The sequence below is a fragment of the uncultured Tateyamaria sp. genome (assembly GCF_947497045.1).
Lineage (GTDB): Bacteria > Pseudomonadota > Alphaproteobacteria > Rhodobacterales > Rhodobacteraceae > Tateyamaria.
In genome coordinates, this window is record NZ_CANMEU010000014.1 from 1 (window position 1) to 22,261 (window position 22,261).

Annotated in this window: 23 protein-coding genes; 6 read left to right on the forward strand and 17 right to left on the reverse strand. The window is 53.2% G+C overall.

What is annotated here, in order from left to right; translation table 11 throughout:
• The 3 genes from Q0859_RS19185 to Q0859_RS19195 all read left to right on the forward strand — a co-directional run.
• The coding region (locus Q0859_RS19185) for an asparaginase domain-containing protein (RefSeq protein ID WP_299154307.1) at window positions 1-2,135 on the forward strand (2,135 nt) is incomplete at its 5' end.
• Window positions 2,136-2,144: 9 nt separating this feature from the next.
• Window positions 2,145-3,635: an asparaginase domain-containing protein gene (locus Q0859_RS19190; protein WP_299154309.1), complete on the forward strand. Its 1,491-nt coding sequence runs from the start codon at window positions 2,145-2,147 to the stop codon at window positions 3,633-3,635.
• Between the two features lie 15 nt (window positions 3,636-3,650).
• Window positions 3,651-4,976, forward strand: coding sequence for a hypothetical protein (locus Q0859_RS19195; protein WP_299154312.1), 1,326 nt, complete (start codon window positions 3,651-3,653; stop codon window positions 4,974-4,976).
• Between the two features lie 122 nt (window positions 4,977-5,098).
• On the opposite strand, the gene Q0859_RS19200 is transcribed toward Q0859_RS19195, so the two are convergent.
• Complete coding sequence (locus Q0859_RS19200) at window positions 5,099-5,524, reverse strand: hypothetical protein (protein ID WP_299154315.1); 426 nt, start codon at window positions 5,522-5,524, stop codon at window positions 5,099-5,101.
• Between the two features lie 232 nt (window positions 5,525-5,756).
• Between Q0859_RS19200 and Q0859_RS19205 the strand changes: the two genes are divergently transcribed.
• Entirely contained in the window at window positions 5,757-6,593 is an 837-nt protein-coding gene (locus Q0859_RS19205; protein ID WP_299154318.1) for a hypothetical protein, read from the forward strand.
• Complete coding sequence (locus Q0859_RS19210; protein ID WP_299154321.1) at window positions 6,590-6,865, forward strand: hypothetical protein; 276 nt, start codon at window positions 6,590-6,592, stop codon at window positions 6,863-6,865. Before Q0859_RS19205 ends, Q0859_RS19210 begins: the two co-directional genes overlap by 4 nt.
• A 61-nt stretch (window positions 6,866-6,926) precedes the next feature.
• On the opposite strand, the gene Q0859_RS19215 is transcribed toward Q0859_RS19210, so the two are convergent.
• The 13 genes from Q0859_RS19215 to Q0859_RS19275 form a co-directional block, all read right to left on the reverse strand.
• Window positions 6,927-7,907: an ATPase, T2SS/T4P/T4SS family gene (locus tag Q0859_RS19215; RefSeq protein ID WP_299154324.1), complete on the reverse strand. Its 981-nt coding sequence runs from the start codon at window positions 7,905-7,907 to the stop codon at window positions 6,927-6,929.
• Window positions 7,904-9,337 (reverse strand): TrbI/VirB10 family protein, encoded by a 1,434-nt coding sequence (locus tag Q0859_RS19220; RefSeq protein ID WP_299154326.1) that lies wholly within the window; start codon window positions 9,335-9,337, stop codon window positions 7,904-7,906. The genes Q0859_RS19215 and Q0859_RS19220 overlap by 4 nt, the downstream gene beginning before the upstream one ends.
• Before the next feature lie 2 nt (window positions 9,338-9,339).
• The gene (locus tag Q0859_RS19225; RefSeq protein WP_299154328.1) at window positions 9,340-10,071 is read right to left on the reverse strand and encodes a TrbG/VirB9 family P-type conjugative transfer protein; all 732 of its coding nucleotides are present in this window, start codon (window positions 10,069-10,071) and stop codon (window positions 9,340-9,342) included.
• 4 nt (window positions 10,072-10,075) lie between these two features.
• Window positions 10,076-10,747 (reverse strand): virB8 family protein, encoded by a 672-nt coding sequence (locus Q0859_RS19230; RefSeq protein ID WP_299154330.1) that lies wholly within the window; start codon window positions 10,745-10,747, stop codon window positions 10,076-10,078.
• 19 nt (window positions 10,748-10,766) lie between these two features.
• A complete protein-coding gene (locus tag Q0859_RS19235; protein WP_299154334.1) occupies window positions 10,767-11,780 on the reverse strand; it encodes a type IV secretion system protein in 1,014 nt (337 codons plus the stop codon).
• Entirely contained in the window at window positions 11,781-12,203 is a 423-nt protein-coding gene (locus tag Q0859_RS19240) for a hypothetical protein (RefSeq protein WP_299154336.1), read from the reverse strand.
• Window positions 12,200-12,967 carry a type IV secretion system protein gene (locus Q0859_RS19245; RefSeq protein ID WP_299154339.1) on the reverse strand — a complete coding sequence of 256 codons (768 nt, stop codon included), beginning with the start codon at window positions 12,965-12,967 and terminating at the stop codon, window positions 12,200-12,202. Before Q0859_RS19245 ends, Q0859_RS19240 begins: the two co-directional genes overlap by 4 nt.
• On the reverse strand, window positions 12,964-14,076 hold the full coding sequence (locus Q0859_RS19250; protein WP_299154340.1) for a transglycosylase SLT domain-containing protein: 1,113 nt from the start codon (window positions 14,074-14,076) through the stop codon (window positions 12,964-12,966). The genes Q0859_RS19245 and Q0859_RS19250 overlap by 4 nt, the downstream gene beginning before the upstream one ends.
• A 199-nt stretch (window positions 14,077-14,275) precedes the next feature.
• Entirely contained in the window at window positions 14,276-16,666 is a 2,391-nt protein-coding gene (locus Q0859_RS19255; protein WP_299154343.1) for a type IV secretion system protein B4, read from the reverse strand.
• Window positions 16,641-16,919, reverse strand: a complete 279-nt coding sequence (locus tag Q0859_RS19260) for a VirB3 family type IV secretion system protein (RefSeq protein WP_299154345.1) — start codon at window positions 16,917-16,919, stop codon at window positions 16,641-16,643. The genes Q0859_RS19255 and Q0859_RS19260 overlap by 26 nt, the downstream gene beginning before the upstream one ends.
• Window positions 16,920-16,934: 15 nt before the next feature.
• On the reverse strand, window positions 16,935-17,216 hold the full coding sequence (locus Q0859_RS19265; protein WP_299154348.1) for a TrbC/VirB2 family protein: 282 nt from the start codon (window positions 17,214-17,216) through the stop codon (window positions 16,935-16,937).
• A gap of 14 nt (window positions 17,217-17,230) precedes the next feature.
• Window positions 17,231-17,905 carry a lytic transglycosylase domain-containing protein gene (locus Q0859_RS19270; protein ID WP_299154438.1) on the reverse strand — a complete coding sequence of 225 codons (675 nt, stop codon included), beginning with the start codon at window positions 17,903-17,905 and terminating at the stop codon, window positions 17,231-17,233.
• Window positions 17,868-18,182: a hypothetical protein gene (locus Q0859_RS19275; RefSeq protein WP_299154350.1), complete on the reverse strand. Its 315-nt coding sequence runs from the start codon at window positions 18,180-18,182 to the stop codon at window positions 17,868-17,870. Before Q0859_RS19275 ends, Q0859_RS19270 begins: the two co-directional genes overlap by 38 nt.
• Before the next feature lie 132 nt (window positions 18,183-18,314).
• On the opposite strand from Q0859_RS19275, the gene Q0859_RS19280 reads away from it, so the two are divergent.
• Window positions 18,315-18,893 (forward strand): hypothetical protein, encoded by a 579-nt coding sequence (locus tag Q0859_RS19280; protein WP_299154352.1) that lies wholly within the window; start codon window positions 18,315-18,317, stop codon window positions 18,891-18,893.
• 266 nt (window positions 18,894-19,159) lie between these two features.
• Here Q0859_RS19280 and Q0859_RS19285 read toward each other — a convergent pair whose 3' ends face one another.
• The 3 genes from Q0859_RS19285 to tkt all read right to left on the reverse strand — a co-directional run bounded on the left by Q0859_RS19285 (window position 19,160) and on the right by tkt (window position 22,258).
• On the reverse strand, window positions 19,160-19,369 hold the full coding sequence (locus tag Q0859_RS19285; RefSeq protein WP_299154355.1) for a helix-turn-helix transcriptional regulator: 210 nt from the start codon (window positions 19,367-19,369) through the stop codon (window positions 19,160-19,162).
• A gap of 211 nt (window positions 19,370-19,580) precedes the next feature.
• Window positions 19,581-20,237, reverse strand: a complete 657-nt coding sequence (gene fsa, locus Q0859_RS19290) for a fructose-6-phosphate aldolase (protein ID WP_299154356.1) — start codon at window positions 20,235-20,237, stop codon at window positions 19,581-19,583.
• Between the two features lie 14 nt (window positions 20,238-20,251).
• Window positions 20,252-22,258 (reverse strand): transketolase, encoded by a 2,007-nt coding sequence (gene tkt / locus Q0859_RS19295; RefSeq protein ID WP_299154357.1) that lies wholly within the window; start codon window positions 22,256-22,258, stop codon window positions 20,252-20,254.
• Window positions 22,259-22,261: the final 3 nt, after the last annotated feature.

The window sequence follows — 22,261 nt, forward strand, 5'->3', positions numbered from 1 at the left end:
TGGGCAAGACTAGCCTGTTGTTGAAAATAATTGACGAGTTTACTGAGGCGGGCATCAAAAGCATCAGAGTCGATTTAGGGGCAGTCGCAATGTCTATCGATGCGCCTCGTCCCACTACAGAGTTTGTTAATGCTTTTGCTGATGAGGTTTGCGCAGCACTTGGACTTGAAATCGAGTGTGATTCCTATTTTGATGAATGTGGAGATGGTCTAACTGGGCGGCGCGGCCATGACCATAAATTCTTACTCGACTTCTTTTTGGAAGTGGTTGTCCCACATCTAGACGGAAAGACTTACATTTTCTTGGATGAACTTGATCGCGCACGATACTACGGGAATGCGCTAGAAGTTCTGAGTCGCTTTCTTTCGGAATTAATGAGTGATCCCAAATTCGATAATTTGCGGTTCATCTTAACAGGTTTGTCAAATATTACGATGCTAGGTGTCGATGATCTAGCAAAATTTGACCGTGTACTACCAATTCGTATCCCAGATTTTGATTTGTCGAATGAGACTATAAATGGGTTCTCTTCGGGAATTGACTATGTGCAAGCGGACTTAGCTAATGAGCTCTGCAGGACAGTTCTCGAGTATACTTCAGGGCAACCCCTTCTCACTAATATTCTTCTAAGAGAAGTGCAGCGGGATAAAATTGATACTGAGTGTGGAGTTAGGCGACTGGTGGCTGAATTGGTTGCTATGGCTCGGGGCAAAAAAAGTTCGATTCGATTTCAAAATGATAAAAATCACTTTTTGGAACCTTGGCGTGTTCTTGAGCAAGAATATCCTCAGCAGGCAAGCCAAGTCCTAATTGCTTATGGTGAAGCTCTCAAGAATGGTCAGGCTCAAGTGCTTCAAGATCGCCCGCACGCGGCAATGCTCGCGACAGGGCTTACTGTGTTTGATGAGAAAGTTGGGTACACACAACGTTCAAAGATCTACTCGAAGGTCCTGGACAATAGTTGGCTCAACGAGCGGCTTCGCGACGTTCTCCACAATGAGGCCGACGATGGGAAGCAAGAACTGCGCAAAAAGCGCCCTAAGAAAAATGATCTGCCAAAGGTTCTTGTTGCGAATGTCGGCGGGACTCTCGGAATGGACGTTGACCAGCATGGAAGGTTGATTGAGCCAGAAGACCCTCAGAAATTCTTTGATAGCATGAAGGACCTCACTGACCTTATCCAGCCACAGGTTCTTACAGCGATCGGTCGACCAACTGACGGCGCGAACATCACTCCGAAAGATTGGGTATCGATCGCAAAGATGATTTATGATCATCGGGCGGAAGGGATCGCGGGCGCAGTGATAGCCATGGGTACCGATACCTTGGCTTATGCGGCTAGTGCAGTCGCATTTGCTCTTGGTGATCGACTTCGCTTCCCTGTTGTTTTTACCGGTTCGCAAGCGCCGAACAACAAGCCATATGCTGATGCGAAGGTGAATTTGTTACGTGCTGCTTTAGTGGCGCGAGAAGGAGAAAAGCTGCCTGAGGTTGTTATTGCCTTTAATGATGAGGTCATCCGTGCCGTCCGAGCGGAAAAAGTGGACGACTTTCGTTTTAAGGCTTTTGATGCGCCCACTGAAGGCCCTCTTGCAATTATTGGCGAGGCACTCGACTACAAGCTGCAGCCACGTCGTCTAGGTTCCTTGCGGGGCTGGGACTTAGAAGCTGATTTTGAAGAGCGAATTCTTAAGGTGGCGCTACACCCTGGACTTAGACCAGAGTTGCTAGATCTCGTTATAGATCAAGGGGACATAAGGGGGTTGGTCATCGAGTCTCTTGGACTTGGGAACATTCCGGTAGTTAAAGGCTATGATCTTCTTCCGTCGATTTCTAAGGCGATTGGTAAGAATATCCCGGTTTTAATTTCGGGGCGTTATCCCATCATGCCTGTTTTCATGGATAACTACGCGCCAGCCAGTGCGCCCCTTAAGCTCAAAGCAATTTCCGCCGGCGATATGGCTCCGCCAGCGGCACTTACGAAATTCATGTGGGCGATTGCACAGACCGACAAGGCTATCCGACAAAAAGATACAACCGAAGACCAACGGATCTCCCACATTAAGAAAATTATGGGTGAATCAACGCTGGGCGAAGTGACGACGACTAAGCCTGCCAATCGAGATGAAAAATAGGAGAACATCATGAATACTGAGAACAAAGGTGTGTTGGTTATATATACCGGGGGAACGATCGGTTCGATGCCGAAAGACCCAAATGATACAGCGTCGCCTCAAGTGGTGGTTGATTGGAATGATTTCCTAGATCGGACATCTGTCCTAAAGGAAGGTCTCGGCTATAGGCTAGGCTTTGCAAAACTGTCAGTCGCCCTTGATTCCTGCGATATCGGCCCCGAACACTGGACAGAAATGGCCGAAATCATCGAGAATAATTACGATGACTATGAAGGCTTTGTCATCCTGCATGGCACTGACACGATGGTTTATACCGCTTCTGCATTGTCTTTCATGTTAGCGAACCTCGCCAAGCCGGTGGTGTTGACAGGATCTCAACGAACACACCTCTTTCAAGCCCGCAATGATGGGCTGCAAAACACAATCACTTCGCTCTCAATTGCCAACCCAAAGGCGACGGGTATTCCCGTGATCCCAGAGGTGATGATATGTTTTGGAACTGATCTTCTACGAGGCAACCGTTCTAAAAAGAAGGATGCGAACGGCTATATCGCATACGAGTCGCCAAAGTATCCGAACTTAGCCAAGATAGGCGCCAACATTGAGGTGAATGAAGCGCGCATCTTGCCCATTCCTGATGGCGCCTTCTTCGTTCGGAAGAACCTTGAGCTAAACGTAATTGACTTCAACGTTTTCCCTGGAGTTGTCCACAATGGCGTCGCCGATTTGTTGTTCGATAGCAAAAGTTTTACTCCAAAGGGTGCGGTAGTTAGAGCATATGGCGCTGGTAACATCCCCACGGATGAAAAATTCTTGGCCCGGCTTGCAAATGCAAGCCAAAACGACCCAAAGGTCACAATGATCAACGTGACCCAATGTACTCAAGGGCGTGTCGAACTTGGGCTTTATGAGACATCCAACAAACTTCTCGCTTTCGGAATGGTTTCAGGAACAGATCTGACCCCTGAAGCTGCGATGGTTAAGTTGATGGTCGGTTTAGCGGATGAAGACCTACAATATGATCAGGTAGGTTTGCGAAATTTTCTTCAGACCAACCAAGCCGGCGAGCAAAGTACTTCGATCTATGAGATGCCATTCCCGACACCAGCCGCGAATCTTAGTTCTGGAAAGCCACGTTTCCGGTTTCCAGCGGATCGTGACTTGCCTGGTACATGGGAACCGTCAGAGCTCGAGGGCGTTCAGTTAAGGCTATATGGTGCGAAGGTCACTGGTCCAGCCGAAGACGAGGCGTTAGAGATTGATGTCTACGCCAACCTTTCCTCTAATGAGGAACCAAGTGGACCAGAGTCTACTAAGTTCGCGGGTCGCTTTCGTAAGGCACCGACCGCCGACGCATCAATAATCTCGTTTGATGTCACGGCCGCAACGCGTCGGCTTTTTCGGCCCGGACAACGTTCGTCTTTTAGCCTGATCTTAGCGTCGGAAAAAGGGGACTTGGAATGGCAGAGAGCTGAGCTTGGCCTCTTCGTAAAAGAATAGGATCTATTTCCGACCATGTTAGATGAACTCGATGCAGCTTACGCCAAGGCCCGGCTCCTTTTGGAGCCGGGTGAGGACGATTTGCCTGAAGGCGTGAAGACCACAATAAAGTTCTGCATAGAGCATCACACATGGTATTTGCTTTCCAGAAATGCTCCCGTGACGAGCTGCCGTGATGCGGCATCGCGCCGTCGGCGACTTGGCTATGTCGGAATTCCGCTTTCTGACGAACTTCGCTCGTATCTGGCCGAATTTCGCGACGGGGATGGAGCGAAGAAGTACGTCGTTTTGCACTGTAGGGGTCATCAGTCGTTTGATTTTGAGAAGTTATTCGCTTCTTCTGTAGTGCAAGGACGTTCTTTGAAAAAAGCCGAATTAACCGAAATGGCAAATTCCAATTTTGGGTATGGCCTTATCAACCCATTCACCTCGGTTGAGATTCTGGGAGATAGCAACGAAGTGCTTCAGATATTTGATGAGACTACAGTTACGAACCCCGGTGAAACTTCAACTATGATGACCAATGCAGGAGATAGAACTTGGGGAATAGAATTTGAACCGAAGGAGTTTGTCGAGAAACTAGGCTTAGATCTCATAGGCCTTGCCGACATTGCGACGGTTTCGGACCCATTACATAGTGCGCCAAAATTTGGGATATTGACGGGTAACGCACCGGAATCTGGGATGCTTCTTTGGAAAAGGGTCAATAGCGTATGGCGTTCAAAGCAGGGTGATTTGTACAAAGGAGACATCTCAAATCCAAGTGTACAAGTTAGTTCTGCCCCAATGATGGGATGGACTATGGAGTTGCAAGAACGGTCACATTTGATCAGGGAAAGAGTACTTAGTGAGGTTAGACAGTTTCGAAAGGCAGAGGTCGACAAAGTCCTAATTGCTTGCAACACTACGCAATTCTTTGAATCTGACATTCGTCAAGAGTTAGATGGTAGTGGTGTTGAATTTTATTCAATTCCAGATGCCGTCAAATTGTGGACTGATAGTAACAGCGATAAACGAATTTTTGCCGCCGGTATTGGGCAAGTGACGAGTGATGCCAAATGGAGCGCATTCAGATTCATGCATAGCCAGGAAAACATCGTTTTTCCTAATGATAAGCAGACAGATAGGCTAATAGATCTTGCTTACGATGTTAAGGAAGGGGGCGTTACTCCACGAACATACCAGAAGTTCAGGAGTCTAATTAGAACTTCAAACTGCGATGTTTTCTTATTGCTGCTAACGGAGCTTTCAATGATTTTTGATGTATACTCAAAAAGGTCCTTCAACGGGATTGATATAGTTGATGCTGTAGATCTTTATGCTGAGAGTTCGTTGAAATGATGCGATATGTTGCCAGTCGTTTCGAAGATTTAAAGTTTGAATCTCATACGCAGTCTTCGTTCATCAAGCTCCTCCATCAAAAACGATGCCACACATCCGAGTGATAGGTTCGCTGTCCGCACCTACTCTGCCATCTCGAGTAAATTTTGGTCAGCTGCAGAGGGATGCGCTTTTGAGTCAGCTATGGAACTGGGCTGATCTTCCGAACTCAACGCATCTTTAGCAGCTTGCGCCACTTTTCGTAAGCCCAGGAATAAGCCGGCAACATGCGCTCTATGTGGTTTCAGTTCGGAGCCAGCACAAAGCCATCGGTTGAAGGTCGACAAGCTAGTATTGCTTAGCTGCGCAACATCCGTTTTCGATAGGCCGGCTATCGGCGCTAAGTGTAGTGCAAGAGCATAAGCGCCCCTAAAATCTCGCGAACTGGAAGTATCGCCGCGATCACAAAGATCCAACGCGCCATCTATTGTAGCTAGTATAGAGGTGATCAAGTGATGTGGCAAAACAGACAGATCTGTTGCCAAAGGTTTGTCGATTTGTTTAGGCATTGTCTTTCCTTTCAGGTTCCGCTGCAGAAGCTCCGCTCAAGCTGATGCGGCAATGCACCTTTGCTACCGGTTCACTCGAGCACTGCAAACATACAAACAGCGTTTTGCAAACATTTGCACATGATGTAGCATTTATGTTGCAAAGAGTCAAATGCGCAAATTCGCGCAAATACTATAAAAGCATCTATATCCATGCTAGACCTTTAGTCGAACACTAGGTAGGAGAAGTACTTTGAAAGATGCTTTTGATATCAATTTTGTGGAGTTCGCGTCACGGCGCGTGGCGGATTTGAATGGTGATGACCTGTCCATTGATGATGCCTGCTCGTTCATTCGTGAAACAGATGATGCCAATGTCTTGCCGTGGAAAGACGAAAAGGTGGCTCACATCTTGGCGACAGGTCGGGCATTCGGTCTTGCTACCAAGTCTACGGTCTACGCTTCGGCCTTCAGCGCTTCACTAAATGCAGCGACGACAGGCCCGACGGCGATGGTCTATCCAGACGACTGCAAAGATGAGCCGGACGACGGTGAAGTTGGCGGTATCCTGACAGCAGAATACCTCCGGGGTGCTCGCATCGTCTACCAAAGTGATAAGCCAACTGGGTCTTCTGAGATGTCTTTGGCTAGGGGCTTTGTAAGTCTGGTGGTTTCTAGCGCGCTCTACGACGCCATGGGCGTTCCCGGATTTGTCGTTAGTGACCCGCTTCCAGTCACGTATAATACAATGGATACGGCCGGCGTCAGCCGAGCGATTGGCTATAAGCTCGGTTTCCGTGCGCCGTCTGAGTGTCCGACTGCGCAAGATTACGCGCTTCGTGTTGGATACCAAAGGGCTTCAAATGACCGCGGCCAAGCGTTGGGGCACAATCGATTTCAGCTGGCGTACTTGCAACCAAAATACGCTGGAAAAATCTTGGATGATGCACTTCAGATCTTATCTTCGCCGAAGGTATTGCTTCGGGCGAGCGGTGTTACGCATCGGCTGTCTATCTCAGAGCGCGTTTTTCCCAGGAACACGATCGATTTGCTTTCCGAGCTGCAACTTCTTCTGGGGGAACAAAAGTGAACATCTTCTTGCTCAGCGCTTTACCTATTGCGGCCGGCGTGCTCGTCGTCTTGGCTAATTTGCCTGCGTTGATAAAACTCAGGCAAATGATCCGTGATGGCGAGGCCGACAATCAATCGCTGTATCGCAACTACCTGCTTCTTGCAGGAAATGGGTTGCTGTTCATTTATACAGCAACCATCGGTGACCTTTTCTTAGCGATCGCAAGCGCAATCAACACTACGCTTCTGCTGATAATCATCGGTCTGATTTTCATTTCGAGGCGTACATGAACTTCGTGCGCAGACAACACAATATGACCGCGCGCCATTTGGGGTTTGCAACAGCGTGGGATTACTGGGGCATATGGAACTCAGCAATCCCACGTTTACCATCTACCCGCCCAAGTTGGACGATAACATCGATCGACTTCTGAATGTAATGCCGCACCTCAGCGAAGGTTAGCGGAGTGCCAGCTTGCAATACCATTATGGCTAACCGATCGATTGCAAGTTCAGCTGTTTCCGCATGGATGGTTGAGACAGACCCGCCATGACCTGTGTTGATTGCTTCAAGGTAAGTCAACGCCTCGTCTCCGCGTAGTTCGCCTACGATGATCCGGTCCGGACGCATCCGCAAAGACGCCTTCAGAAGCGTGTTCGAACTTCTCTGTGATCCACTGCTGCGACTTGCTAGCAAGGCGACGGTATTGGGTTGGCTGGGAAAAAGTTCAAACGCATCTTCAATCGTGATCAGCCGTTCGCCATCATCGACATGGGTAAGAAGATGTCGGGCAAAGGTGGTCTTGCCTGTCGATGTGCCACCACTGATCAGTACATTGAGCCGTTGATGCACTAAAGCCTCCAAAGCTCCTTCAAGATTTTGTTTAGCTTGGTTGGCAATGTCCTTCATCTTTTCAGCCCGCAGTTGATCCAGCGAGACAGCTTTCCCAAAAAGATAGGATGGTTTGTAGCCCTTCACGCCCGCCGTGGCGAACAGACGGACCGTGATTGAAGCACCCTGTTCTATGGCAGGTGGAACCGCGACCTGAACGCGCAGTGGTCGGCCTGCATATTCAACTTTGCCAGACACCAGAGGGTTCTTCTCTGATACGCGGGCATTGGCATCACCGACAATTGTCTGTGCCATATTGAATGCCGTAGCGCGGTCAACGGTTTGACCTTCATGCCGCATTGTTGCGTCACCTGCGGCTTCTATCCAGACTTTCCCATCAGGATTGATTGCGATTTCAACGACGTCGTCCCGCAGCAGCAGATCGCGGAACGGCTCAAGATATCGCTCTAGGTAAGACGCAGGCAGTGGAGGTTGGCTCAATAGATCACCACATCGCGGTCGACGAGAACGGTCACGGATGCACCTTGATCAATGTAAATCGTAGGTGAAATCGAGACCTGTTCAGCAATGACCGACCCAACCGCATCTTCGAGATCACCAGAAACCCCCTCAAGCACTTCGCTGGCTATTTCATTGTCGGTACTGTTTGCTGCGACAGCTGGTGCAGCACCAATCAGCGAGATCAGCGCCGCGCCTCCAAAGCGTTCAGTGAACTTTGTATCCACGATGCCGGTTAAGCCGGAGCGTCCCAACTGGTCACCGCCAACGGACGCGATTTCTATCGATGTCCCGTCTGGGGTCAGAACGCGAGTCCAGAGGATCAAGATGCGTTTTTGGTTCAACTCAATCCCAGAACGGTATTGGCCAAAAAGGCGGGAGCCACGCGGGATCAGGATCTGATCGCCAGAAAACGCCGGAACCGGTTCAGACACAACCGCTACAACAGAGCCCGGCAGGTCGCTGTTGATCGCTGTTTGCAAGGCAGCTTGAATGACAGAGCCTTGTGAAAGTGTTCGCTCCGGGAAGGCCATTTGGGATGCTTCTTGAACGTCTAGCGGACGTGCGCCTTGGCGTAGATACTGTTCGTTTTCGGACAGAGGTGCTCCATCCGCTCCTGCCACTGCAGCAGTGGGATTTGTTCCGCCAGTGGATGTGGCCCGCGGGCCATCTGCATAAACGACCGAGGGAGAGACAATCTGCGCGGTTAGCAGTTCTTGGGCGACTTGCTCAGCTTCACGCTGACGTTGCTCTTCTTCTTGCCGCTGGCGCTCTTCAAGCAACCGTTGATCTGCTATCAAGCCATCGCGCGCCATTTCTGCTTCAAGGCCTTCGCGCTGCGCACGTTCAGCGTCCAACATGGCCTGTAAGCCTGCCAGACGCGCCTCGTTCTGCCGTTGCGCGTTTTCCATCTCGGTGTCTTTGGCGGCAATCGACGCCTCGAGCGCATCTGTCTGGACTTGGAATGCTTCACGCAGATCAGAGACGGCTTCTTGGATTTCAGCGTTTCGGGCGGACTGGCTCGCAGCAAGCGCTTCCCGCAACTTCGCGATTTCTTCTAGCACTGCTGCACTTGGCTCTGCCGGAGCTGGGGCAGGGGTCGGCACATCGAGCGCCTCTTCAACGGCGATCAGTGCGTCGTTGACCCGCTGTTCCGCTTCATCCGGCGGGAATTCTAACCGCCCACCATTTCCGGTGCGTTGATCCTGGAAGGTCTCAACGTCAGATGTTTCTAAACCTTCGGTTCCTTCTTGCAGATTGCTTGCCAAGAAATAAGCGGCACCACCCCCGCCAAGCGCAAGCGCAATCGCCAATGCGCCAACACCGATGTTTCCTCCACGGCGTTTGGCTTTGCCCTTCTGGCTGAACGTGCTGAGGCGGTCCTGCAGGTCTGGTGTGTTCTCATCTGCCATGATCAGTTGCTCACATAAACTGCGCTGTCATCGCGCAAAGTGCAGATGGCCTCTTCGCCGATGCGAAGGGTCCAGAATTCATTCACGCCGAGCACCCGAACTGTGTTGCCTTGCTGGGTCCAGTTAACCGTGCGTTCGCGGCCCTGATCGTCTGCTTTGAATACGGCTGGTTGGCGTGCGTTTTCAGGAAAGGTGAAGTATGTGTATCGCCCGTCGTCGTAGATATGGGTTGGACGAAAATCCCCTTCGCCGGCGACGCGGTAGCTGTAATTACGCGGTGCTTCAAAGCCTTTGGGTTGGGTATTGGCTGCTGCTGCGCGACGCTCATCTTCTGGGTAGCGAAACCGCACCTCGAAAAACATGCCTGAACGACCCGGAATGGCTCCTTCACGCAAATGGAAGGAATAGGTCCTGCGGTTGGTGATTACCGTCATGTTGGTTGAGGCCCCTTGCACATGCGGCTTGATGGTCAGCACGTTTCCGAGCTCAGGGATCGGATCGACTTGGAAACTTTCAGTGTCGCCGACGATGACGGCGTCAAACCGTTCGCCTTGCCCAAAGTGGATACTTGTTGAGTGCCTAAGGTCGGTTTCAATCAAAAAGACTTGGTTCTCAACATAAGTGGCAGTGCGCACGCGGTTGTCGAGCGACCCGCTTCGCGGAACGGCCTCGGACAGGGCGGGGGACGCCGATAGCAATGCGGCAGCGCAGATCAAACGGGCAGCGATATTCAAGGGATCAGTTCTCCAAAGTCTCAGCGTCGACGCGGTATGAAGTGACCACGAAGCCCAAGGGGTTGGCCCAGACGTCTTGCAGGCGCTGGCGGGTTTCAGGTTCGAAAGCGTAGCCAGCAGTGGCAACATAACTGCGCGTCACGGTTCGGGTGTCGCGCGAACGGCGCAGGGTGCGGGTAAAGCGGATCTGGGCGACCCCTGGTTCAATCTGGTTCACAGACTTGATCACAACCTCGATGACAGCATCACGGCCATAAACAGCGATTGGGTAGTCTTCGTTGGACGAGGTCCAAAGGTCGCGCAGGGTACGTGCGGCATCTCCGTCAGAGCGCTCGAGCACGGAATTAATCCGCTGTTCACCATCCGTCAAATCATAGGTTTCACGATCATCTACATAGGCCACAAGGTTGGCCTGAATGATGGCATCGCTCTCAGATAAGGACAGTGCTTGAACGGCAGCGACGCGGTCCATTTGGCCGGTTTCTTTGTCGACAACGACGACAAAGGTCTCAATCGATTTGAGCGGGAACAAGCTTGCACCAGCGACCATTCCTGCCAGCCCGACCAGAACGCCAGCCGCAGCGACAAAATAGGCAAATCGTTCGCGTCTTCGCGGGCCGTAGATAAAATCCACTGCAAAGGCGTCGCTTTGGTCTTGGCTCGTTTGACTCTTCATTTTTAGTGTTGGTCTTTCATCAGGAGGCGCGGAAGGATTTGACGGTGTTGAGTGCTGAGGCTGGTGTTCTGCGGATCGCTTCGCCGGTTTTGACAACACCGCTATTCACGGCTTGCTGGAGCTCTTGCGGTGATTTGCCTGTTGCGAGGCGCGTGGCACTGCCCGTCCCATAATTGCCCGTGTTGACGATGCCGCGACGCGCCAGCCCAGTCAGGCCAACAGCGTTAGACGCGATGCCCATCACGCCGGTTAGGTTGGAGGCGATGTAGGGGACGGATGCCATAATCCCGGCGCTGAGCAACAGAATGACCAAGAATGGCAAGATGAGACTGACGGTTTCGACATCGACGGGATCGGCGGAGGCATCGCCAATGGCTTCTGCGATCGCAACGATAATGCCAGCAGCACCCGCAGCGGCGACGGGCATCAGAGCATAGCCGATGGTTGCACGGCTCCAAGCCTCAAAGAGGGATTGAGTGGGTTTGAAGAGTGATGTGATAATCATGAAAGGTGCGATCACGATCATCAGTGCGAAGACGATTTTGGCGAAGGCGATTATCCCTGCTGTAACGGCTGCAAAAAGTGCTGAGAGAACAAAGAAGATCGCACCGAGCACTGCGCCAAAGACCCAACCCGCTTGGTCGCCGATAGTGTCGCCGTAGGCGGTGATGCGGGCCACCATGTTGTCGAGGCTCTCATAGACGCCAGCCTCGTCGCCAGATCCTGTGAGAGCGAGAATGGATGCGCCGACGGAGTCCGGCACTTGTGTTACGATGCCGTAGATGACGCTAAAATTATCCCAACTCTGCGCAAAGATGGCGACCAGTGAGATTTTGATCCCAAACGCAAAGGCGCTTCCAAAGGTCATGGGCCTGAGTTGCATCACAACATTGATGCCCAGCAATATCAGCAACAGGACTGCACCTGCTGTAATGACATTGCCCACTGCTGCAGCCGATGAGATGAAGCCATCTTGTGCGACGCTGTCGACAGCTGCATCGACTTGGTCGAGGATATCGCTGATAATCCCCATCTATTCTGAACAACCCTCGGCGTGCTTAGCCTCGAGCGCATCAGCCATGGCATAAAGGTCGAGGACCTTGAATGGGAGGCGCGGGTTGTCCGACGTCTGAAAGCGCGGCAGTTCCGCGAGTGCCATGTCCCATGTGAATTCACCTAAAAGGCAGTCACAGGTCTCGGTTTCCAATTGCCGTTCGGCGACAAGGATGCGCAGAATAGCGCGATATCCGTTGCGCAGATAAGCGGTTTCCGCAAGATCTGCTGGAGGTCGAGGCACGCGGCAGGCCTTCTCTGCATCAGGGGTAATGGCCATCGAACTGAATGGCTTTGGCTCACCGGATGTTGAATCAGGTGTTTCAGCAAGAGCAGACATCGGCAGTGCAACTACAAGCGTTGCAACGACCGAACGGATCGCATTTGGAGTATAGACCATCATGGGTCTACCGCCATCGACCTGAACCGCCGCTCATCAGCCAATGTCGCCGCGTCAACAACACCAAGTTGTCCTGCGCTGACACCCTGTGCCGCTTCCAAGCGCCAGATTTGCGTCAGGATAATGCCGAGCTCCGCTGTAACCCGTGTGTTAAGATCAACGGCCGCTTTCAAACCATCTTGATCATCGATCAAGCCAACCATTGTCTCGAGCCGTTCCAGGCTTTGTCCTGCCTCAGCATGGCTTTCTTGGGCCGCCACCGACAACATAGCGCTGGCGCCTGCGGAGGTCGCGATGCGGTTGTCAGCAGGCTGTGGCGATGACGAAAGGGTACTGAGCGTCTCAGGTGTGAACCCACTGCCAGACAGCACGCGTTTTACCGATGCTTCCAGTTCCGCGCCGGGATTAAAGCCACTCAGAAAATCTCCGCTCGCCAGTGAGCGCGCTGTATTTAACGGGCCAACAAGTTTGCCCCGTAAGGCGCGGAATTCTTCAACCGATGCAAAGAGATCGCTCAACCCGCTGCCTTCAATAAGAGAGATTAGCTGGGCGTCCAAATTGAGAAGCTGGGAAAGCTGCGTCTCAAGTTCTAGCCGCATGGTGGCCAGCTGTTGCAGCTGCACATTCAGGTCTTCAGCCATGTGCTCAAGCTGCGCGACCAGTTGGCCAAGCTGTGAGCCGTCAAACGTCGGCACGCCTTGCGCGCGCACTGACGTGGAGAGGCCGAGGGCGGTTATCGCCGCGACCGAAAGAAGAAGCTGTTTCAATTTGGCACTCCCATTTGCATGAATTCACGTTCAGCTAACCGGTCCGCGACTAGGTGCTGGGCATGGGCCGCTTCGCGCTGTTGATTAGCTGCCATCAGCCTGACGCGCAGATTCAAAATGCGGGCGATTTCAGCTTTGGCGTAGGTGTTGAGTTCCCACGCGGCTTTTGCATTTGGTTGTGCATCAATCTGCAGAATGATCGCGCGCAGGCGGTTGATGACCTGCATCGTCGTGGCGTGGCTGCTTGCCGCATAGTAGACGCCTGCATCCGAGATGTTGGCATATTCCGCGAGGGCAAAGTCTGACGATGACAATGTGCCAAGCGCGTCCGCTCCACCCACAACGGCGAGGTATTCGTTGTAGAATTTGGAGATGTTGCGCACATAGCCTTGGGTCTCGGTAAAAGGTGGCACGCCGCCATACTCGATCACGCGGCCGGGGCCTGCGTTGTAAGCGGCGAGGGCATGCGGGATGTTCCCAAAGCGGTTCAGCTGGGTCGTGATGTAGCGCGCACCGCCACGCAAATTGTCCATGGGATCATATGGATTCGCGCCCATGTCAGATGCCGTGCCGGGCATAAGCTGTGTCAGTCCGTAAGCGCCAACATGGCTTTCGGCGGTGATGTTAAAGCGGCTTTCTTGTTTGATCAGGGCCTGAAACAGGCAGCGCCATTGCGTGGCGGAAAGCCCAGCCCGTGCAACGCCTGGTGCACCGGCATATTCGCCAGCCACACGGACAATCATCATCTCAACCGTTTCGCGCCCCTCGCCAAAAAGACGGCTGTTCATCGGACTTGTATCGCTATTGGGATAGACAGAGGCGACACCAAAATCCGCATTGCCCTCAAGGGCGCTGATACCAAAGCCTGGGCCGGTCATGGCGGCAGAAATGGCCTCAAGCGTGCGCAGCTGATCTGCTTGCACGTCGGCGATGGAAGACCGCTCGGCCTCTTTCTCACTTTGGGTTCCCAAGTCTTGAACCAATGCGGTCACACGCGCGATGGTTTGCCCGATCGCGGCATTGTCCTGTGTTGGTACACCTTGGGCGATGCCTGAGGTCGCATGCAGGCAGGCACAAAGCCCAACAGATATGATGGCAGGGCGGATCATTCTGGGGGTGGCAGCGCTTCGAAGGTGCAGTCTTTGCCGTTCGCGCCTGAAACGTGTGCTGTCGCGGCAAAGGAAAGTGCTGCGCGTGTCACCACGGGCTCACCATTCCGACCAAAACAGGGCGACGTTTTCTCAGTATATTGCTCGCAGGCTGATACCAGCGGCACCACAACTACCATGAAGAGAAGTGGGAAATGTCTCATTGAGGTCTCCAGAAATCGGGGTTTGAGCGCCAGTCGGCTGGCACGCGGGCCTCACCTGTTGCACCGCCACCCAAAATTGGGAGCAAGTCGCCAAGGGCGGATAGATCGGCATCGACAAAGACGCTGTCGCCTGCTGAGCGCACCAACGCGATACGTTGACCAATGGTGGGTTGGACGAGCAAAGCGGCTTCCTTGGCGTTCACGCGCAGGAAATCGTAGTCAGCAACCGTGGCGCGGTCGTTCGGGAACAGGATTTGCGTTGGAACCGTCTCTACAATTGTTTTGCCAACGCGGCTGTCGCGTAGCTGGCTGGGATATTGCGTCATCATGATCACGACGCAGTTCATCTTGCGCAGGGTGACGAGCCAGTTTTCCAATCGTGCGCCGAAATAGGGATCATCAAGCAGTTTCCACGCTTCGTCCAAGACGATGATGGTGGGGCGTCGGTCTTCAACTACGCGTTCGATTTGGCGGAAAATGTAGGAGAGCACCGCCATGCGCTCGGTTGTCATGTCAAGGATCTCAGTCATATCAAATCCGACGATATCGCCTGAGAGATCGAGGCATTGCCCACGGTCAGGTTCATCGAACACCCAGCCAAACCGTCCACCTGGTGCCCATTCTGCGACGCGCGATTGCAGCTCACCATCATCATCCAACGACTGGAACAGCGTCTCAAAGCTGGCAAAACGTTGGAGAGCCGCGCCAGCATCCGCGTTCTGTGTCACAGCACCTTGGATATGGCGGGATTGCTCTCCCGAAAGGGCACCGCTGCGCGTGAGCAAGGTTGCCAACCAATCAGAAAGCCAAGCGCGACCACGTTCGTCAATTTCAGAGGCGAGCGGGTTGAGGCCTGTGGGTACGCCTGCGCGAATTTCATTGTAGCGGCCGCCAAGAGCCCTAACCGCCATTTCCAACCCGCGATCTTTGTCAAAGAAGAACAGGCGCGCACCCACACGTTGTGCCTGGGCCGTGAGGAAGGCTGTGGTCAGTGTTTTGCCTGTTCCTGTCCGGCCTAGAACAAGCGTGTGGCCCACAGTAGGTTCTTTGCCCGCAGCGCCCGCTTCGTGGAAGTTGAAGCGATAACCTGACGTGCCGACCGTTGGCAGAACCGCAATGCTATGGCCCCACGGACTTTCGTCATTGCTGCGCCCCTCAACGCTGCCGTGAAGGGCTGCAAAATCGGCAAAATTGGTTGAGGAGATTGGCGTCTTGCGGGCGCGGTAGCCGAAGTTGCCCGGGCTCTGTGCAAAATAGGTGGCTTTGAGGGCCATGTTTTCGCGCACGATCACAGCCATGATTTCTTGGCCGACCCGTTTGATCTGCGCGGCCGCGCGTTCCAGCGTGTCACGGTCAGGTGCGTAGACCGCGATGGAAAGGTGATGATCGCCAAACGCGATGCGACCGGCTTCTTGATCGTCGGCTGCCAAAGCCAGCTGGTCGCGCAGAGATACGGCCGCATCATCGGAAGCATGCATCTGCCTGATGATGCGCTGGATGCGCTCGGCCATGATGTTGTTCGGGATCGGGCTGAAAGAGTTGGTCAGTACGATATCGAGCGGCAGGTCCAAGGCATCGAGCAGCGTCACATCTGTTAGTGCGGGATAGGATTTGATACTGAACAGTGCACCGTATTTGACGGCTCCTGTTGTGGCACAGATAACAGTGACCACATCGCCGTCAAACGTCGCGCGGCAATCACTGATGGTATGAGATAGGGGCAGGGGGCTTTGACCAAATGCGATAGGTGAAAAGCTTCCCGCGTTTAGGGTGTTCAAATACCCCAGCCATTCACCGCCAGTCTTTGTCAAACGGATTGGGTTTGCTGAAGACAGGGCTACTGCGAAGAAGCCCATGACTTCATTGAGTTCCTGGACACGTGCCGCGCGGTCTTTGATCCATGCTTTGCGGGCGAGAGCGCGTAAAAGCGGGATGCGTGCCGCGAGATTGGGCCTGCGAATTACGCTCAAGTACATCTGCCGTTTGGACGGGCGCAGGCCTTTGATGTGAGCGGCCCAGCGGGCATCAACATGGGATGCGAAGGTATCACCCTCAACTGGTTTCAGATCCAAGTCTTGTGGAACAGAAACACGGTGAATGTAGAAGCCAAACGCATTCCCGGTTTGAGCCACGATTGCGGCAACTGCGCGCTTTAGGGCATCAAGTCGATCGTCCTCGGTAGTCATGGGGTTGAGGCCATCAAGGCGCAATGTAGCGAGGAGATCACCCTCGCGCAGCACCATCACATCGTCCGTCGCCAGAGCGAAGTAAGGCAAGTGCTCGGCAAGGTAGCTTTCACGGGCAAAGCTTGATCCGCCAGCTTGATACACCGCAGGGCCGATGCCGCTCAGAGTTCCACCATCAAGCGCCAAAGCTGTTACCCCCATGATGCGCTCGGTTTTTGGTCGGACGCACTGTGCCGAAAGAGATGCGCAGAACCTCAAAGAAGTGAGGTTCTTTGTCGGCGACGAACCAAAGAATGGGGTAGGCGATGATCCCGATCAGGAAAAAGATCAGAGATTTCGTCCAGATAAACGGCAGAACGACCCCCATAGCCAAGACCACCAGATATCCGACAGGGAGACCCAGATACTTGGGTGGCCGCGCGAGGCCGAGAAAAAGTGGAGAACGTTCTGCCATCTGCTGTGCCTGCTCTTAGGTGAAGCCGTCGACGATGGTGCCCGCCGAGAAAATCAAAACGATCCCAATGATCACGGAAGCGAACCATCCCCAGTTCAGCCGTCCCATCATGCACATGAAGCCTGTGCCAATGACTGCCAGTGTGGCCACGGCAATGCCAATTGGTCCCGTGAGTGCGGCTTCGACCGTTTCCAGCATGGTTTGAATAGGTGACAAGTCTTGCGCGAAGGCAGGGGAGGCGGCGAGCGCTATGGTTGCGGCCACCAGTGGCAAGTATCGTGAGTGGTGTCTCGGCATGAAAATGTCCTTGATCAGTTCAGGTCGATAATGACGGGAGCACGTGTGGGTGCTGTATTGGCCACGCGGATTGGCGCTGGCCGCGAAGTTCCATCGGACAGCCGTTCACGAATGTCGTGGATGCGTGCAATGTATGTGCGGGTTTCCGAGAATGGTGGGACGCCCGCATATTGAACAACGCGATGCGGTCCTGCGTTGTAAGCGGCCAAGGCCAGATCGACGCTGCGAAACTCAGCCAGTTGTGCGAGGAGGTAGCGAGCCGCGCCATCGAGATTTTGGGAGATATCGCGCCGATCCACGCCGAGCTCACGCGCAGTGGCGGGCATCAACTGGCCCAAACCATAGGCACCCTTTGGGCTGATAGCGGTTGGATTGTAGCTGCTCTCCGCTTCAATCATCGCTTGAAACAGAACGTGCCAGTCTCGCGTCGAAAGGCCTGATCTCGCAATGGCTCTGTTGTTTTGGTGGCGAGTAGCTGTTTGCCGAATGAGGGCAAGAATTTGGCTTGTGGCTCCCGCCGCAGGCGCAATTGGAGCAACGGCAACAGGTTGCGCTTCTACAGTATCTTCGGAGGTGGCCCAGCTCGGACGTATTCCGTGAAACGTCCACCCAGATGACGTAGCAGATCCGTCAGCGCGAAACGCTAGGACGTCAGCCGTTACCTTCGAGGGTAATGCTGTAGTCAGCACCAAAGCGCAGATCGCGACCGTCGCCAAATTCAAGGTGATGTTTGAAAAGGCCGGGCCAGATGTTGAAGTACCGTGCTTCCGGGCCGAGGGGTGTGATCCGTGTGGACACAAGAATGGCTTCGGGTTCGCCCTCCCGCAAGTAGATGCACTGGTAGCGCGGCTTGCCATCGTCCGTGAACCCCACGAGTTCATACCGGCAGCGGAACGCAACTTCCCTCTTTTGAAGGTCTTTGACCCCATCGAGTGTGATCAAGATTTGATTGCGCGCTATCGGCATTTGGACTCTCCCCCTGAGAGCCCTTCTAGTCCGACCCAGTACAAGCGGAAAGACACATTGAGTCAATATGATATATTGCAGAATTTAACAAAATGCTAAACCATAGGAGGAAACCAAACAAAGGAGTCTCCGATGAAACGACTTATTTTGTCAGCATTCTTTGGTGTTTTGACGATGTTTAGCTCACCTCAGAAAGCGCAGGCCTACGATATGGATTGCGCAATTATGCTCTGTATGGCGGGTGGATTTCCTCCGAGCGCTGTCTGCGCGCGGGCCTATCGGACAATGATCCGCCGCATTACGCCGTGGCCCAGCAGACCGCCTTTTGGGATTTGCACCTTCGCTGCAGTGCCCATCGAATTGGGTGGTCCGGGTGGAGAGGGCGAGGTTGATACGAACCTGCCAGAATACGAATGGCTCAACCGTACTCATGTGATTTGGTTCACAGGTCGGTCCTACACGCCGCGTGACGATCCCAGGCAGTGGGATTGGAGTATTCGGTCTTGTGACCGCGAAAACAGAACCTGCCGATACATTGCGCGGGTTTATGGATCACACAGCCGTTGGCCGAGTTCATTCGTGTCCGAAAGCGGCCAAACCATTTTGCTGCCAGTTGGACGCAGATTTGGGAGCTTTTACTCGCGCGATATCATGGTCGAATATGGCGATTACGAAGGCAACATGGGCCATTCAGACTGGTTTTCCTACTAGTCTTCTTTCGTGGTCGTGAGAACTGAGAAAGGACGTGTAACGATATCTTCGACAGCCACACTTTCGGGATCAACAAGCCAAAGGCACGTTACGTCTCCGTTGTTCCATAGATAATTGGTGAAAATATGTGTTTCCGTTGTATTTTCAATCAAATATCCTTCTTGGAAAGGCACTCCAGTTTTTTGTTTTTGCATCCTAACTGCCCGTCCTTTGAAACGGTGCGGACCTCACGACAGTTATGAATGGTGTTACGTCGACATTACAAATTAACGTTGAGCGAATAACTTTTCCGGGTCTACGTTCAGCGCTTTGGCGATGCGTTCCAATAGATCCAATGATGCCGCAAACTTGGCATTCTCGACTTTGCCCATATGACCACGGCTTACATCCGCCCTTAGCGCAAGCTCCTCTTGGCTGAGATTGCGAGCACGCCTCAGATCTTGGATATTTAACGCTACACGGTCTCGTAGTTTCATGACCGTGAACGGGCCATGATGCGTGATATTTAGCCACGCGATATATGTTACATTCAAGGGCTGTTTGTTTTAATCGGCAAATACTTTGGTTTGAATCCGCTTTTCTAAAGCCAAATGAACGCACGTTGTGGACTATCGGAACAACACCTTCCTGTTGCGAACATCAGAAATGCTCGTTTTCGTTTGCTATGCAGATTTTAAGAATTGGAATTCAGATGATTTGCTGCCCTGTTTTTGCCCAATCCTTCATAAAGGTATCGAGGCCACTTTTTGTAAGCGGGTGTTCGGCAAGACCTTCTATAACGTTTGGGGGAATTGTACCAACATCAGCGCCTGCGAGGGCTGCACCTGAGACGTGATTAGCATTACGCAGGGACGCGGCGAGTATCTGGGTGTTGAGATCGTCGTATTTGTCGAACATAGTGCGGATATCTCGGATCAACTGCGTCCCATCGAGGTTGATATCATCAAGGCGGCCTACGAATGGCGACACATAAGTCGCACCGCATTTGGCGGCCAGCAAGGCCTGATTGACGGAGAAGCAGAGCGTCACGTTGGTCTCATGGCCGTCGGATGTGAGCGCCTTGCAGGCCTTCAGGCCGTCCATTGTCAGTGGCAGTTTAATGCAGATGTTGTCTGCGATCTTTGCCAGAACAGCTGCCTCTTTCATCATGCCATCGTAATCAAGCGCGGTCACCTCGGCCGACACAGGCCCAGTTACCAATGCGCAGATTTCTTTGGTGACCTCCATAATGTCACGCCCACTTTTGGCGATGATGCTTGGGTTGGTCGTCACGCCGTCGATCAACCCGACGTCATTCAGGTGGCGGATGGCAGTAACGTCGGCGGTGTCTATGAAGAACTTCATGGTTTTATCCTGTACTATGATTTTGTGGCAGCGATGCGAGCCAGGGACACCGCTGCAATGTTTTCAGGTGTTAGGCCGAACTGTTCATACAAATGCTCGGCACTGGCAGAAGCGCCAAAGGCAGGCACCCCAATCATGTTGTTCTCATGGCCGACATAACGACCCCAACCAAAGGGACTAGCTGCTTCAATTGCCAAACGCGGCGCTGCACCAAGGGTGGCATCGCGGTAAACTTGGGATTGTGCATCGAACAACTCCCAGCAGGGCAGGGATACCACTGCAGCGGATAGACCATCCTCGGCGAGCAACTGAGCGGCTGCGATTGCGAGGCTGACTTCCGAGCCAGTGGCGATCAAAGTAATGTCGCGGGTTTCGACCTCTCGTAAGACATACCCACCTTTGGCTGTGAGGTTTTCTGAACCGGCGGTCAGCCTGACTTGCGGCACGCCTTGGCGTGAGAATGCAAACAAAGACGGCACGGATGGTCCGGCAAGGGCGACTTCATAGGCCTCCATGGATTCAATCACATCGGCAGGGCGGAACACGTTTAACCCTGGGATCGCGCGGAGGCTGGCCAAATGCTCGACGGGCTGATGCGTTGGGCCATCTTCGCCAAGGCCGATGCTATCGTGGGTCATGACATACAGCACCCTTGTACCCATCAATGCAGACAGGCGGATCGCGTTGCGCATGTAGTCTGAGAACACGAGGAATGTACCGCCGTACGGGACAAAGCCGCCGTGCAATGCCAGGCCGTTCATTGCGGCCGCCATCGCGAACTCTCGAACGCCATAGTTGATGTAGCGGCCCGAGGATGTAGCAGTAAACGTTTTGTCTGTCGCAGCAGTTTTGGTCAGGTTGGAGCCAGACAGATCTGCAGAGCCCCCGATCAGTTCAGGCAATTGATGGGTCAACACCTCAAGCGCCATTTGGCTGGCTTTACGCGTCGCAACCGAAGCTGGTGCATCGATCCAGCTGGCCTTTGCAGCATTTGTGGAGGCTGGAAATGAGCTTGGTCGACGCCCTTCTACCCGGCGATAGAACTCCGCCAGTTCGGAGGCAGGCAAGCGTTCGGTTCGCTTGGTCCAATCAAGCCGTTCTGCCGAGCCTCGTGCGCCAATAGCCAACCATGTGTCCCGCACGTCTGTAGGGATGTCAAACGCGGCATGGGGCAAACCCAAGGAAGCTTTTGCGCCTTTCGCTTCATCTGTACCCAACTTGGAACCGTGGATGCCGGATGTTCCAGCCTTTGTCGGTGCGCCAAATCCGATTGTTGTGCGGAACATGACGATAGTTGGTCGATCAGTTTCTTCCTTAGCGGTGGCCAATGCATCATCAATTTCGCCGTGCGTGTGACCGCACGCTTCAAGGACATGCCAACCCATTGCTTTGAACTTAGCAGCAGTGTCATCAGTGAAAGAGAGCTCAGTGCTGCCATCAATCGTGATCGCATTCATGTCATACAAGACATTCAGATTGCCAAGCCTAAGGTGTCCGGCGAGCGATGCGGCCTCTTGACCAACACCCTCCATCAAGCAGCCATCCCCAGCAAACACCCATGTCCGGTGATTGCAAAGATCGGGTCCGACCTCATCGCGCAGACGTCGCTCAGCAAGCGCCATGCCGACGGCTGTCGCGAATCCCTGACCTAGTGGACCTGTGGTCGTTTCAACACCGTGTGTGTGTCCAACCTCAGGGTGACCAGGCGTCTTGGACCCAGCTTGGCGGAACGCCTTTATATCGTCTATACTGACGCCAGTGACGCCTGTCAGATGCAACAAAGAATATAGTAAAATGGAGGCGTGACCGTTGGACAAAACAACGCGATCACGGTCCGGCCAGTCAGGATCGCTGACGTCAAAACGAAGTTGATTGGCGTAAAGGACCGTGGCAAAGTCCGCCATCCCCATCGCTGCACCCGGATGCCCGTGGCCCGCAGTCTCAACTGCGTCAATCGCAAGGCCGCGAAGCGTGTTGGCAAGCGTGGCAAAATCGGCCGTTTGGCCGGTCCTTATTATCATCTT